Annotated in this window: 13 protein-coding genes; 7 read left to right on the plus strand and 6 right to left on the minus strand. The window is 58.6% G+C overall.

The genetic code is table 11. From position 1 onward, the window contains the following. Positions 1-150 precede the first annotated feature (150 nt). From sufC to AC5LBQ_RS08255, 5 genes are all read left to right on the plus strand, one after another. Positions 151-915, plus strand: coding sequence for a Fe-S cluster assembly ATPase SufC (sufC, locus tag AC5LBQ_RS08235; RefSeq protein ID WP_297346666.1), 765 nt, complete (start codon positions 151-153; stop codon positions 913-915). 33 nt (positions 916-948) lie between these two features. Next, positions 949-2,250: an aminotransferase class V-fold PLP-dependent enzyme gene (locus AC5LBQ_RS08240; protein ID WP_297346667.1), complete on the plus strand. Its 1,302-nt coding sequence runs from the start codon at positions 949-951 to the stop codon at positions 2,248-2,250. 19 nt (positions 2,251-2,269) lie between these two features. After that, a complete protein-coding gene (sufU, locus tag AC5LBQ_RS08245) occupies positions 2,270-2,812 on the plus strand; it encodes a Fe-S cluster assembly sulfur transfer protein SufU (RefSeq protein ID WP_493265177.1) in 543 nt (180 codons plus the stop codon). A gap of 4 nt (positions 2,813-2,816) precedes the next feature. Then, on the plus strand, positions 2,817-3,293 hold the full coding sequence (locus AC5LBQ_RS08250; protein WP_297346669.1) for a metal-sulfur cluster assembly factor: 477 nt from the start codon (positions 2,817-2,819) through the stop codon (positions 3,291-3,293). Positions 3,294-3,433: 140 nt separating this feature from the next. Continuing rightward, the gene (locus AC5LBQ_RS08255; RefSeq protein ID WP_321076685.1) at positions 3,434-4,546 is read left to right on the plus strand and encodes an NADH:flavin oxidoreductase/NADH oxidase; all 1,113 of its coding nucleotides are present in this window, start codon (positions 3,434-3,436) and stop codon (positions 4,544-4,546) included. Between the two features lie 66 nt (positions 4,547-4,612). On the opposite strand, the gene AC5LBQ_RS08260 is transcribed toward AC5LBQ_RS08255, so the two are convergent. Both AC5LBQ_RS08260 and AC5LBQ_RS08265 read right to left on the minus strand, forming a co-directional pair. Then, entirely contained in the window at positions 4,613-5,380 is a 768-nt protein-coding gene (locus tag AC5LBQ_RS08260; RefSeq protein ID WP_297346671.1) for a hypothetical protein, read from the minus strand. 64 nt (positions 5,381-5,444) lie between these two features. Further along, positions 5,445-7,055 (minus strand): ABC-F family ATP-binding cassette domain-containing protein, encoded by a 1,611-nt coding sequence (locus AC5LBQ_RS08265; RefSeq protein WP_307741739.1) that lies wholly within the window; start codon positions 7,053-7,055, stop codon positions 5,445-5,447. 193 nt (positions 7,056-7,248) lie between these two features. Between AC5LBQ_RS08265 and AC5LBQ_RS08270 the strand changes: the two genes are divergently transcribed. Beyond that, entirely contained in the window at positions 7,249-7,971 is a 723-nt protein-coding gene (locus tag AC5LBQ_RS08270) for a PspA/IM30 family protein (protein ID WP_311498183.1), read from the plus strand. Between the two features lie 67 nt (positions 7,972-8,038). Here AC5LBQ_RS08270 and AC5LBQ_RS08275 read toward each other — a convergent pair whose 3' ends face one another. From AC5LBQ_RS08275 to AC5LBQ_RS08290, 4 genes are all read right to left on the minus strand, one after another. Beyond that, a complete protein-coding gene (locus AC5LBQ_RS08275) occupies positions 8,039-8,443 on the minus strand; it encodes a hypothetical protein (protein ID WP_493265178.1) in 405 nt (134 codons plus the stop codon). A gap of 128 nt (positions 8,444-8,571) precedes the next feature. After that, complete coding sequence (locus AC5LBQ_RS08280; protein ID WP_493265179.1) at positions 8,572-9,861, minus strand: exopolyphosphatase; 1,290 nt, start codon at positions 9,859-9,861, stop codon at positions 8,572-8,574. Positions 9,862-9,872: 11 nt separating this feature from the next. After that, positions 9,873-11,420, minus strand: coding sequence for a hypothetical protein (locus tag AC5LBQ_RS08285; protein WP_297346601.1), 1,548 nt, complete (start codon positions 11,418-11,420; stop codon positions 9,873-9,875). Between the two features lie 9 nt (positions 11,421-11,429). Beyond that, positions 11,430-13,172, minus strand: a complete 1,743-nt coding sequence (locus AC5LBQ_RS08290; RefSeq protein ID WP_307741754.1) for a hypothetical protein — start codon at positions 13,170-13,172, stop codon at positions 11,430-11,432. A gap of 101 nt (positions 13,173-13,273) precedes the next feature. On the opposite strand from AC5LBQ_RS08290, the gene AC5LBQ_RS08295 reads away from it, so the two are divergent. Next, positions 13,274-14,436, plus strand: a 1,163-nt coding sequence (locus AC5LBQ_RS08295; RefSeq protein WP_493265180.1) for a hypothetical protein, incomplete at its 3' end; no start/stop codon positions are given.

The raw sequence follows: 14,436 nt of genomic DNA on the forward strand, positions 1-14,436 counted from the left end.
AAGCAGAAGACGGCATACGACCCCCTTCAGATTTACCCCGTCCAAATTGCCGACGGTTTCATTGCAGTGGACGTGAGAGCATAACGAAGCCCATCTCAGCACGAAACGTGCCGAACAGCTTGGAATGAAAAAAGGAAACAGGAGAAAACAGTGTCAGTGTTGGAAGTAAAGAACCTCAAAGCCCAGGTGGAGACCCCGGAGGGGCCGAAAAAGATATTGAAAGGCGTAAACCTGACCATCAACTCCGGCGAAGTACACGCCATTATGGGACCCAACGGTTCGGGCAAATCGACTTTGAGCTATGTCCTGGCGGGACACCCGAAGTATGAGGTCACCGGCGGTGAAGCCCGGCTGGACGGCAAGAACATTTTGGAGATGAGTGTGGACGAGCGCGCTCGGGCGGGACTGTTCTTGGCGATGCAGTACCCGGTCGAGGTCCCCGGGGTGAGCGTGTCGAACTTCTTGCGCACCGCTAAAACTGCAGTGGCGGGGCAGGCTCCGGCGCTGCGTAAATGGATGAAAGAAGTCAACGGGGCTTTTGACGACTTTAAGATGGAGAAAGAATTTGCCAGCCGGGATCTGAACGCGGGCTTTTCCGGCGGAGAAAAGAAACGCCTGGAAATCCTGCAAATGCAGCTGCTGGCGCCGCAGTTCGCGATTTTGGACGAAACAGATTCCGGCTTGGACATTGACGCTCTTAAGGTTGTTTCCGAGGGCATCAACCGGGTGCATGAGGCCGCCAATACCGGAATCCTGCTGATTACCCACTATTCCCGGATTTTGCGTTACGTTCACCCCGATTTTGTCCATGTGTTTGTGGACGGGCGCATCAGCAAAGAGGGCGGACCGGAACTGGCCGATGAACTCGAAGCCGAGGGCTACGACAAGTACCTGGGAGCCTCGACGGCTGCTTAAGGGCGGCGTGAGCGGCGAAGGGAAAGAATTGTCATGGTAACAGGCCCGGCGACAGATTTTAGCGAAGCGGAACTCGCTCGGATTCGCGCGGATTTTCCGATTCTCAGCGTTTCGGGACGCGACGGTCAGCCCATCGACTACCTGGACTCGGGGGCAACCTCACAAAAGCCGGCGGTCGTGTTGGACGCCATTGACGATTTTTACCGCCGCCACAACGGGGCGGTACACCGGGGCACTCACCAGCTCGGAGACGAAGCGACGGCCTTGTTTGAAGATGCCCGCCAGGACGTCGCGGACTTCTTGGGAGTGAGCGACCCCGAAGAAATCGTGTGGACCTCGGGAGCCACTGAGGCACTGAACCTGGTGGCTTACGGGTTTGCCGCCGCCACTTGGGAACGCGCGGGAGGACCTTTTGCCTTGCAACCGGGCGATGAAATCGTGTTCACCAGGGCGGAGCATCACGCCAATCTGGTGCCGTGGCAGCTGGTGGCCAAACGCACCGGAGCCGTTACGAAAGTCATCGAGCTGACCCCCAACGGGCGCCTGGACGTGAGCGGCCTAGAGAACGTCATTACGCCGCGCACGCGGGTCGTTGCGTTCACACACCTGTCCAACGTGACCGGGGCGGTGACGGACATTGCGCCAATTATTGCCGCTGCCCGGGCGGTCGGTGCCATCGTCGTTATGGATACCTGCCAATCCAGTGCCCACCTACCGCTGGAAGTCGATCAGCTCGGGGTTGATTTCGCGTGTTTTTCCGCGCACAAGATGCTCGGCCCCACCGGGGTGGGAGCCTTGTGGGGGCGCCGTGAGCTGCTCGAACAGCTGCCGGTGTTCCTCAGCGGCGGTTCCATGATTGAAAACGTGACGGTGGAGGAAACGACTTTCCTGCCGGCACCCTACCGCTTTGAAGCTGGCACCCAACCGGTCGCCCAGATTGTGGGTTGGGCCGCCGCGTGCAAATACCTGCAGGAACTGGGGATGGAACGGGTCGCTGCACACGAACAGGCCCTCACCGCTTACGCCCTGCCGAGGCTGGTGGAGATTCCTGGCGTGAAACTGCTCGGTCCCACCGACATGACGCATCGCGCTGGGGTATTGTCCTTTGAAATGAAAGGGATTCACCCTCATGACCTGGGGCAATACTTGGATTCTCAAGGTGTGGCGGTGCGGGTCGGGCATCACTGCGCCATTCCGCTGCATCGTTTCTTTGAGATGAGCGCCTCCACGCGAGCCACGTTCAGCCCCACCACGACTATTGATGAGATTGACCGCTGGCTGCAAGCGCTTCCGCAGGCCGCAAAGTTCTTTGGTGTCACGCCAGGGGATAGCTGAATAGACAGAAGGAACACAAGTGAACGAACTGGAAAACCTGTATCAGCAGCTCATCTTGGAGCAGTCCAAGGCTCGGCATGGAGCCGGCACCCTGCCCGGCTGGGCTGCCAGTTCTCATCAGGTCAATCCGACCTGCGGAGATGAGGTTACGCTGCAGGTGGAAGTGGCTGACGGAAAGTTGCGTAACCTGGTGTGGGACGGGCACGGCTGCTCGATTTCGCAGGCCTCTCTGTCGATGATGTGGGAGCTGGTGGAGGGCCAAGACCTGGAAACTGTGCACGGGCTGGAACAGGATTTCAACGAAATGATGCATTCACGAGGCCGGGGCGTGGATGAGGATTTGCTTGATCGTCTGGGCGATGCCTCCAGCCTGGAAGGCGTTTCCCGCTATGTCAACCGCGTGAAATGCGCCCTGCTGGGGTGGATGGCCTTGAAAGATGCGCTGGCCCAAGCTGTGGCGACTGATGGAACCGGCGGCGGCACGCAGGCAGCGCCGCACTGTGACCCGAAAGTGATGAACCGGCCTTCTGACCCTGAAACCCCTCAAATGACAAAGGAGTAAACCCATGAGTGAAGAACCCTTGAGTAAAGAGCTATTGGAAGAGTTGGGCACTCCGCACGCCAGCGCGGCGGTGGAATCAGAGGTCAGCACCGCACCAGCAGGGGCGGCAACCTTGGTTGATGGGATAGCGGCGGATGCCGTGGCGAATCCCGGCGCGGAACTCTCCGAACAGCAGCGTGCCTTGGTGGAAGAAATTGTGGAGTTGCTGAAGGACGTTATCGACCCGGAACTGGGCATCAACATCGTGGATTTGGGGTTGCTTTACGGACTGCATCTGGACGGAGACGACCTGGTTATTGACATGACCCTGACCTCTGCTGGCTGTCCGCTGACGGATATGATTGAGCGCCAGTGCCGTTTCGTACTGGAAGATTTGATGAAAACCGTATCCATCAACTGGGTGTGGCTGCCGCCGTGGGGCCCGGACAAAATCACCGAGGACGGCCGCGAGCAGCTGCGGGCCCTCGGTTTCAACGTGTGATTTCAGTACAGGCACTTAACTCGGCGTTATCTGGTGAGTACTGCAAATCTGCGCAGTGCGCATCGTTTTTGACGATTTTGGTACAGCTACCGGGATAGCTTGCGCAACAAAGATGTCCCGGCTCTTGTTAGAATTACCCCATGTCCCACCTTTTTACGCCGTTTCGGCTGAAAAAACTCGAAACCCGCAACCGTCTGTGGATGCCGCCGATGTGCCAATTTACCGCATCTTCCGAGGGCCCCTCCGCGGGTTGGCCTAACGATTGGCACGAAGTTCATTATGGAGCCAGGGCGTCAGGCGGGGTGGGTGCCGTCATCGTGGAAGCGACCGCTGTCAGCCCGGAGGGGCGCATCACGCCCTTTGATTTGATGCTGGACCGGGACGAAAAAATTCCGGCTTTTGCCCGGCTGGCCACCCTCATCAAAGAGGGCGGCGCGGCTGCCGGTATCCAGATTTCTCACGCCGGCAGGAAAGCCTCCACGTCTCCTTCCGGCACGCCCCTGGCTCCCGAGGACTCCTCCCTGGGAGGCATCGGCTGGCATACCATTGCGCCCAGCCCGATTCCGTTTACCTCTCGCCACGAGGTTCCTCGCGAAATGACCCCTGCGGATATACGCAAAACTCAAGCGGACTTCGTCTGCGCTATCCGCCGCGCTTTGGCGGCCGGTTTCGATTTTGTGGAACTTCACGGCGCCCACGGCTACCTGTTGAGTCAGTTCATTTCTCCGCTGACCAACCAGCGTACCGATGAATACGGCGGGGATTTACAGGGGCGTTTCCGATTTTGGCGTGAACTGGTTATTGCGATTCGCGGAGAGTTGGGGGAAAATTTCCCGCTTCTGATGCGGATTTCGGCGACTAACTGGGTTCCCAGCGGAGCATTCGGGCTACAGCGCGACGTTACTCTGGAGGACTGGGGTCGGATTGTCCAGGATTTGGCCGCTTTCGGGGTTGACTTTATCGACGTGTCCACCGGCGGTTTGATTGACGGGGTAGAGATTCCGCAGGCCCCGGGTTACCAGGTGAAATACGCCACCGAGATTCAAGACCGGGGGCCCTTGCCCGTTTCGGCTGTCGGCATGATTACCGAACCGGCACAAGCTGAACAGATTTTGGTCAACGGTCAAGCCTCCGTGGTCCAGGTCGGCCGGCCTTTGCTGACTGATCCGTCGCTGCCCCTAGCCTGGGCGGCGCGTTTGGGCGACGAAGCCCCCATTCCCAAGCCGTACATTAGTGGCACTCCGCGCAGCTAACGCCGCCGGCTCCAGGCGGGCCGCTACCAGAAACTTTTGGAACCGGGACGAGGCTTTCCTCGGGAGTTACTTTGCTTTCGCAATCAGAGCTTGCCCCAGGTACGTTACGAATTCCTGCAATTCGGCGCGAGCCTCGTTGGCATCCATGACGGGATTTTTGCCATCAAAATACACCCGAATTTCCAAGTTGCCGACCCGCTGAAACACCCCGACTTCGGTGGGGGCAATCTGGCCTTCACCGCGGTCCGTTCCGTAAGTCATCATCAAGCCGTCTTGGGCTCCGTCAAGCGGATAATCCGCCGCGGCGGTGGTTTGCTGGGAGCTGGCGCCTCCGGGAGCTGTCACCGCATAAGTAGGGCAGGCTTGAGCCAAATCCCGCTGGACTTGAATCGCTTTCTGGGCCTGCGCCACGGACGGGTAGGCCCGCAGTTGAGAGCGCACTACCGTAGCGTGATTGTTGAGGTTAGCTTGGGAAAAAGCCGCGGGGATTTCCGGTTTGTCGGTATAGGAGGCGATGAGCTTTTGCTGGCACATTTCGGGTTTAAACGTGGTTTCCCGCAACAGATCCAAGGCTTGATGATCCGCGGAGCGCATCGAGGCGGTCGTTTCTTCGTCATACACTTTCAAGCTGTCGCCCTTAATCTTTAACCCACCTAAAATAATGGCGAGGTTCGGGCCGGAAAACTGTTTCACCATCGTTGGCAGAGAATCCTTTTGCTTGATGTAAGCGCTGTCAGGGTTGTCCAGAGTCTGTTTCGTGCCGGCACATCCGCTCAACGCTACGGCAAGCAGTGCTGCCCCCAGGACGCTGGCGACTGTCTTTTGGTAACGCATCAGTTTTCCTCTCTAGTCTGTCTCAAACAGTTTACCGTTTTGTGTGGTGTGCAAAGACCACGGCTCAATCCACCTCAACGAGTTCCAAATACGTTTCGTCCCACAGGTCCTCATCGCCATCGGGCAGCAGCAGGACTCGTTGCGGATCCAGCGCTTTCACCGCGCCCGGATCGTGGGTGACCAGGATAACCGCACCCTCATAAGTGGCCAAGGAGTTCAGGATTTCCTCCCGTGAGGCGGGGTCCAGGTTATTGGTCGGTTCGTCCAGCAGCAGCACGTTCGCCCCACTCACCACCAACGTCGCCAAAGCTAGGCGTGTCTTTTCGCCACCGGACAGTACCGCGGTGGGTTTGTCGGCGTCCGCCCCGGAGAACAGGAACTGTCCCAACAGGGAACGCACCTGGGTGTCGTCAAGTTCTGGAGCAGCCTGGCGCAGATTCTCTACCACGGACAGGGAATCGTCCAGGGTCTCGTGTTCCTGAGCGTAATAGCCGAGCTTCAGTCCGTGACCGGCAACCACCCGTCCAGTGTCGCTGGTCTCCAGACCAGCCAAGATACGCAACATGGTCGTTTTCCCCGCACCGTTGAACCCTAACACCACTACTTTTGAGCCGCGGTCGATAGCCAGCGTCAGGTCGGTAAAGACTTCCAGGGAACCGTAGGTTTTGGAAATCCCCTCAGCAGCTAGGGGAACTTTCCCACAAGGCTGGGGCTGCGGGAAATCGAGTTTGGCCACTTTTTCTTTCGGACCCTCCGCCTGGGTATTTTCCAGCAGCTGCGCCGCCCGGCGCAACATCTGTTGGGCCGCCACGGCCTTGGTGGCTTTCGCGTGCAGACGCTCACCCTGGGCTTGCAGGGCCGCGGCTTTCTTTTCCGCTACCGCCCTTTCCCGTTTCCGCCGCGCCTCGTCGTCAGCGCGAGCTTGCAAATACGCTTTCCAGCCCATGTGGTACACGTCCAACGCGCCGCGCATCGCATCGAGGTACAAAACCTGATTTAAGGTTTCGTCCAAAAGTTTCACGTTGTGCGAAATAATCAGGACCCCGCCGGGAAACGTTCGCAGGTAACTGCGCAGCCACACTATGGAATCGTGGTCTAAGTGGTTGGTGGGCTCGTCCAACAGCAGGGTGTCCGCCCCGGAAAACAGCACGCGTGCCAGTTCGACCCGGCGGCGTTGCCCCCCGGAGAGCGTCCCTAACGACTGACGTAACGTTTCGTTGGAAATCCCTAAGTTAGCGGCAATTTGTGCGGCCTCGGAAGCTGCCGCGTAGCCGCCGGACATATGAAACTCCTGATCCAGGCGCACATATTTTTCCATGGCCTTTTGCTGTTTTTCGCCCGTCTCGCGGCTCATCGCCTCCTCTGCCTTACGGATTCTGGCTTCGATGACATCGAGTCCGCGCACGCTCAAGATGTGGTCGCGCACGATCTGGTCAGGATCGACTTCTCGAGGGTCTTGGGGAAGGTAACCCGGGGTGCTCGACCGGGACACGGTTCCCTCAACCTGAATCGCGTCGGGCAGTCCGGTACCGCTCAGCAGTCTCATCAGGGTGGTTTTGCCGGCGCCGTTGCGTCCCACCAAGCCGACCCGCATACCTTTGTTGACCTGGAATGAAGCGTGTTCCATGAGGACACGGTCCGCAATCCGCAAGGTGAGGTCAGTGGCAGTAATCACCCCAAGAGTTTAGTCGGAAAACCGCCAGAACCGAAAACCTGCCCACCCGGCCTTGTGACGTGAGATGCAACCCCCAACAAATCCGTCTGGCGAACGATTCTCGGGACGAAAAATCACCCCAAAGGGTGAGTGGTCGCGTCGGCGGGTGCGATAGCGTTAAAACGCACAAGCCGCTCGACTGGAAGGACAGAAAATGGCTGAAAAGCAATCTATTTTGGGACGTATTGCCCAAATTACCAAGGCTAATATCAACGCGCTGCTGGACAAAGCAGAGGACCCCGAAAAGCTGCTTGACCAGCTGGTACGTGATTACACCAATGAAATCGCGGAGGCTGAACAGGCGGTGGCGCAAACGATTGGGAATCTGCGTTTAGCGGAACGCGACCGCGATGAGGATCAGCAGGCCGCCACCGATTGGGGGGCGAAAGCCGCGGCGGCTTCCAAAAAAGCCGATGAACTGCGAGCTGCCGGCAACGCGGCCGAAGCCGACAAGATGGACAACCTGGCGAAGGTCGCCATCACGAAACAGATTAGCTTTGAAAAGGAGGTCGAGGAAGCGGCTCCGATTATTGCTTCTCAGACCGCCACGGTGGATAAGCTCAAGTCCGGGCTGAACACGATGAAGATGCAGCTGGAGGAGTTGAAGTCGAAGCGGGACTCGTTGGTGGCTCGCTCGAAGACCGCGGCCACGCAAACCCAGGTGCAGCAGGCCGTGTCCAAGATTAACATTATGGATCCGACTTCCGAACTGGGGCGTTTTGAGGAAAAGGTCCGCCGGGCCGAGGCCATGGCGGCCGGTCAGGCCGAGCTGGCGGGAGAGAGCGAATCCCTGGAGGAACAGTTCGCCGCCCTGGATGTGTCCGCGGCAGACGCGGAAGTTGCAGCGCGGCTCAACGCTTTAAAGAGCAACGGCTAGGGAGCTAACAAAGTTGTGGGGCTGGTTGATTGTCAACCGGCCCCACGCTGTTTTTACGTCCTAGGAGTTAAGCTGACCTTGGGTTCGGGGTTTTTGCGCGAGCCAGTTTGGGCGCAAACCGTGCCAAGCTGTAGGCCGTGGCGGTTGCTAGGGTTAGCATGGCCATAATCAGACCCACGATTCCGGTCACCACAAGGCAAAGCGTGGAAAGGACCAGCGCGGGGAGGAGCCACCCTACAGAAAACCCGTGCTTCATGGAAACCGCTACGAACCCAAACGAAGCCAGCGCCAGGACTAGCACGGCCAGCTGGGAGGGAAGGGGAATCGACGCATAGTAAATGGTGGTGTGTTCAGAGGGGTAAAATGTTTTGCCGCTCAGGTACAGCTGCCACAGTGCGAACCCGGAGTGAGCCACGACGACGAGACTGAGAAATAGGGCAACGATTCGTTGAAGAACCAAATTTGCTTTCATCGTTGAAACCCTTTCAGAACACCGACAACTCAGCAACATTTTATCTTACGGTTCAAATGAAAACCAGGGGTGTGGCCGTCTTTCCGGGGACACAAACCACGCCTGTCATCGGTTTACGGGCAGGCGAGCTATTTCCGGGTGCGAATCCACAGGCGGTCGAATTCCCAAGCGGAGAGTTCTGCGGCGACTTCGCCGTCGCGTTCCATGCCGTGGAGCAAATCCCCGGCTTCGCGCAGCAGCGAAAGCGCCCAGCGGATAGTGGTTTCCCGGTCCGACCCGGCGGAATAAACCAGTTGCACCGCGCATTTCCGCAGGTAGCGAGCCCGCAAGAGCGGTTGTTCGCTGTACAAATCCGCGGCGCAGCCATAGAGCCCGGCGGCGCGGATACCTTGCAGGTCGCGCGCCGCCAAGTCCGCGGCGATGACCGTAAATTCTTGCTCCAGTGCCAGGTTTTCGTGGCGCTGCGCCCAAGCCGACACTTCCTCGGCATATTCAATGCCTTTCTTGGCGCGCCCCATTCGCGCTAGCGAACGAGCCAGTATCGCTTTGATGCCGATGCGGCGGGTTTCTCTCAGATTCAGCTGGTCAAATAGTTGGAGGGTTTCGATGCCGTGGACGATGACGTCCTGATCCAGATGCATTTCGGCGCTGAGCTCAGTACGCGTGGCGCTCAGCAGGGCTTGTTGGAGCAGCAGACCCTCTGATTTAGCCTGCTGGGATAACGTTTTCACTCGCTCCAGCGCCGCGGCGAGGTCTCCGCTGTCCTGATCTAGGCTCAGGCGAAACATGCCAATAGTCATGCGGGCACCTTGCACGTCAGAAAATATCCCCGGGTTGCATTCCAAATCGTCAAGGAAAAACTGTGCCTGTTCCCGGTGTCCCTGAGCCAGGAGTATTTTCGCTTGTAACAGCGCAGAATCCAGGCGAACGTGAGCCGAGCTGCCGGCCGCTTCGTCGCGAAGGATTTGGGCGGCTCGCAAATCCCCCAGTTCCAGCAGACTGGTTGCCAAAACAATCATCGATTCAGACTTTTCCAGCGAATCGGGGACTCTGGTGAGGAACTTAATCAGCTGCGCCGCGGTGTCGGAAGCCTCTGCCGGGGGAATCTGGGGCAAGAGCAGGGCATGGGCTTGCACCAGGGCGTAGGTAGCGCCCTGCAAGTCGTCCAGGTGGTGGCACCACACCGCAACTTGCTTCCAAGTGGAGGCAGCCGCGCCGTTTTCACCGCGAGCCACCAGCATGTCTGCCCAAAGACGCAAAATATTCAGATTTTCTGTCTCGCTGCGATTGGGGCTAGGGGCGAAAGGCTCGGCTAGGGGGAAAGACTGCAGAGCATAGGCGAGCAGGCGCAAGCTGACGGAGTGGGACGCCGTGGCATACTGGTTGGCTAAATCCGGCAGCAGCAGCGTGGTATCCATCCGATTGACCATTATGCTTCGTCCTCCCTAGGCAAATCTGGCGGTAGCTGGGCACTTTCGTCAGACGCTACCGATGGCTGAGCACCCTCCTCGACCTCGGCCATCCAAGCGCGCAGTTCATTCCACTTGGCGAGTTCCGGGGCGGCGAGGCCGCGTTCTCCTTTCGGGGTGGACATCAACAGGGAGAGGGCTTCATCCATGAGGTCTTTCGCTAAGGACAGTGCGGTACGAGCTTCGATGGAATTAATATTCGGGGCAGTCTCGAGGTGTTTTAGAGTTTCAGCGTCCACTCTCGCGGCGGGGGTGTCTGCCGTGTGGGGAACTGCACAAGGTTCCTCGGAGGGCTTTTCGCGGGGAGGTTTCAGTCCGACGGTGGCCAAAATGGCCGCAGATTCTTTGCGGAGGAAACGGGCTTGCAGCGAAATTTCGCCGCCGGCGAGTTCGGCGCAAAAACCGTAGAGGTTCGCGGCGCGAGCCTGGTCCCCGCTGATTCTGGCGGATTTCGCTCCCATTTCATAGAGCAGAATGGCGGTATCAACGTCCCCGTGCTCCCGCGCTCGGGTGCCGGCGATTTCAGCACAGTTGACGGCCTGAATGTGACGCCCCAAACTGGCCAAACTTTGGACCAAGACGATGTCCAAGGTTCGCACCACCTCGTTGTTGATGCCGAGATCGTGGGCTACGTCCAGAGCCCACGAAGCCAAATCAACTACGATTTCCAGTTTGTTCAATTCCACCAGGGAAGAAATCTGTTCCATCGCCGCAACGACCGCCATATAGGGCAGGTCGTAGTCGCGGCACAGGTCGGTCACAATTCTGAGGTGGTTAGCCGCGTCCACGTGACGGCCGATAGCCCGATACCAGGTCCCCAGGAACTCGCGCACCTCGACTTGCAGAGCCAGGGGATCCTCGGAATCTCGTCCTAAGATAAGCTCGCCGAATTCTAAGGCCTCATCAATCTGCCCGCTGCAAGCCAACAGCACGGCGTCAGCCAGGTCCAAACGGGCTTTGAGGGATTCTTTTTCGGGACAGATGACCCGAGCTTGGTCCAGGGTTTCCCGCCCATCGGCGTTGGCGCCGATAAGGGCGAACCCGTGAACCAGATGGGCGAGGGTAGCGGTGGTCAAATCTGGATTTTGCGTCATCGCCGCGGGGTTATCCAACAGCAAATCCACGATGTCTCGCAAATCTTGACGAATTGCTCCTACGAAAGGCGAGCCGTGTTCGGTGTCATCATCGAGACGGAAAGACCGGTCTACGTGCAGCTGCGCGAGAGCCGCCGCTTGAGACACAATATCGCCCGCCCCCGCGGCTTGGGTGGCGGCGAACTTAAAGATAGCCCGACACGCGCTGACATCCCCCAAAGCGTCCAAAATGGTCGCCCGCAATCGCAGGAACGAAATAGCGTGGTGGGGCGCCACCGCGCTGAGGGGAGCATTGGGAAAAGTCCGCAGCATCCGGTCAGCCAGACGCCACGCGTAAGAGCCGGTGGCATCTGTGTACGCTTCACACAGCTCATCCAGAGAATCTGGAACGGGAGGAAGGGTGAAACGTTGCATGAGGAAAGTTTATCCCGCCAACAGGGACAAATCGTCCAAAAGCGCGCGAGGTTTGTCCGAAACAGTAGCATCTACGAATTCATCAGCTCGCACCAGCCAGTTGCGCGCCGCGCCCAAATCGTCCAACTGCCAATAGGCTTGCACCAGGTAACACGCCAAACGCAGCGATTGACGATGATCATCAATTCTTTCACCAATTTCCAGCAGCAGTTCGCCCGTATCGATAACCGCGTTCCACTTCCCGGCCGCGGCCAGGAACGTCACCCGGTTTGCCCCCAGTACCAGGCGTTCCTTATCAACAGAGATTGCGGCCGGCAGCGCCGAAAAATCGACTAATTCCTCGAAAGCCCGCAACTGTTTCTCAACCGCAGCGGCCTGTGAAAAGTCCAGCAATCGAAACTCTGGAACGGGTTGGCGCAACCAGGACGGGTCATCTAGGTCGGGCAGCACCCATTCCGGACTATTTTCGCTCAAGCCCTGTTCAGCGAGCAGATTTTTCACACCAAAACGGGCGCTCAAAAGGTCTTTTACCGAAGCGAAAGAACACAGCGGGGCTTCGTGCAGGCTTTGAATGACCCGCGTGGACATGGTGTTGTTGGCGTTGCGGGAGTCAAAAGCCAGAGCAAGTTTCATGGCGACCGACTCCAGCCGGGCTTGTGCCAGCGCCAGGGTATCTTTCGGATTGAGACTCTCGAAAGGAAGCCAGCGATTCGACCCGTTGATAGTAAAACCGAGGGGCGGCACTTTCGCGCCCGTCCCGATGAACGCCCCCACGGCTCGGGAGAGGAAAGTCGCCGCCGAACGGGTCGCCACCAGCAAATCCCAAGGGTCCTCAGGGTTAGAGAACCACTGCGCGTGGGTTTCCAGCAGCTCCAAACCCTCGGAAATGTTCCAAGTAGCCGCACAAAAACGCAGGTGAGAGGCAATGTCGCCGAGGTATTGGGACGTTTCGGTCTGGTGGCGGTAAGAGCGTTCGTGGGCGCGCCACGCCGCGTCGCCCTCGCCCGCCCAAGACAGCGGCAGCATCAAAAGGGGGTTGATGTCATCAGGTTGAATGCACTGCCAATCTGACTCGGCGCAGCGTTCCAATGCGTCGCGGTACAGGGATAGGGCTTGGGGAAACTCCGAAGCGTTGACCGCCCAGGCGATGCGGGAACGAAAATGGTGCAGGGGACAGTCCGCTTCGTCACGGACCTCGCGAGGCACCTCCTCCAGAGCGGAAATAATATCGAGAGCTTCGCGAGCGGCTTCTCGGTGGCCTCGTCCCAGTTCCACCTGGTGACGGGTAATCCAGCGGGAACGCAAGGAAATACCCGCTTCAGTCGTGAAATATTCCATCCAAAAAGTCAGGTGCTCGAGTAGTTTCGCGCTCACGCCGGGGTGCCGGGCTGCCAGGGTGGGGATTTGCAGCATCTGCTGGGCAATGACCTGGTTTTGAGTCTGGTTGGGAACCATTTGGCCCTGCGCGACCTGCTGCAACACCCACGACAGAGTGGCTAAGGCAGATTCGGTGTCGCCGGATTCGAGAGCATCCCACACGAGTTCCAAGCGGACGGTAGTTTCCGTTTCGTCCAAGCCGTGTTTTTGAGCCAAAGTCGCCAGTTCCTCCAAGCGGTGCAGGCGCTCTAAACTCAAGGGTTCACCCAGGGCTGTTTCCAGATCATCGCTAATCTGCTTGGCCAGAATCTCTGGATCCACTCCCGGAACGAAACCGTCGGACTCGAAAATGCTCATCAGCACCCATTCTTGCATATTCACGAGTTCCCCCGTCCGGTTTCCCGGTGTGTCACGCGCGCCGGGGCAACGCGCGCCGGTATGGTGAGTTTAACCGGGATAGTTTAAGGGGGAGTCTGTTGAGCATAACGTTTTCAGATGATGCTTACTCCTTCGACTCCGCATCGGATGATTCTGCCTCTTACAGTGCTGCGGTGTTAGCCACGCAGTTGATGAATGCGGCTTCGATCCCGCCAGGGCTGCCACGCACGAAAGCGACTTTGGACGTGGTGAGTGCGGCGCGTGACGCCGGCTACGATGACTTGCTGGCCGGGGCTGAAATTGAGCTGATTGGCTGCTATTTGGAAGGGCGTAACCCCGGTAAGGCACTGGAAGCATTTTCCTCAACGTTGACGCGTTTGCTGCACCGCCCGGAACTGTATGATTCACGCCAGCTGGAGCAGCTCGCCCGGTACTATCCCGACGTTATTGAAAGCGCTTGCACTCACCCCGACGTTCCCCTGTCACTGTTGAATCATTTACTGGCAGGTTTGCAGGCTTTCCAAGATAGCCTGGGACCCTCGTCAGCGGCTGGAGACTATTTGCGCCATCGGATGCGGGAGGCGTTGGGTAACCCCGCTAGTGACCGGTATTTCTTGGACCGCGCTATTGACCGGATTACCCCGGCGGATCATCCGGCGCTGGGACGTGCGGTCGATATTTCTCAGGTAGAACTGGCTTGGGAACGCCACCCTGAACAGGCGCTGCAGGTTTCGTGGCGGATGTTGACTCATGAGCTTCCCGGTCCACAAAAGGCGCGACTGTTACGGGTGATGCTGCCCGGACTGGTAGCCACGGATGCCTGGCAGGTCGCCTGGGAAGCGCACTTGGTGGCTTATGAATATGACCGCGAGGAATCCCGGCTTTCCGAGATTAGTGAACATTTCCGGTTCCTGGGGGTGGCGGGAATGTGGCCGCGCCTGCTCCTGCTGCTGGAGCGGCACCTGGGTTTAATCCGCCATACTCACGACCCGTGGGATTTGTTGGTTGGGATGCGCGCTATCATCGGGGCTTTGGAGTCTTTGGACTGGGCTGGATACGGGAGGTATTCCTTGAAAGTGTCGCTGGCTCCGACTTCGCGTTTCCACGAGATTCCCGCCTTGGTACACCCGACTGTCGCACAGGCTCGCGATTTGCTGGGCCAGGCGGGCGCCGCACCCGCGGCCCCGCCTTGCGGAAGACACCGGAAAGTCCCAGGGGTGGCGCCCCTCTGGGGGGGGGGGGTCGCTCCCCCCCCCCCCCG

Source organism: Mobiluncus sp., from assembly GCF_985070215.1.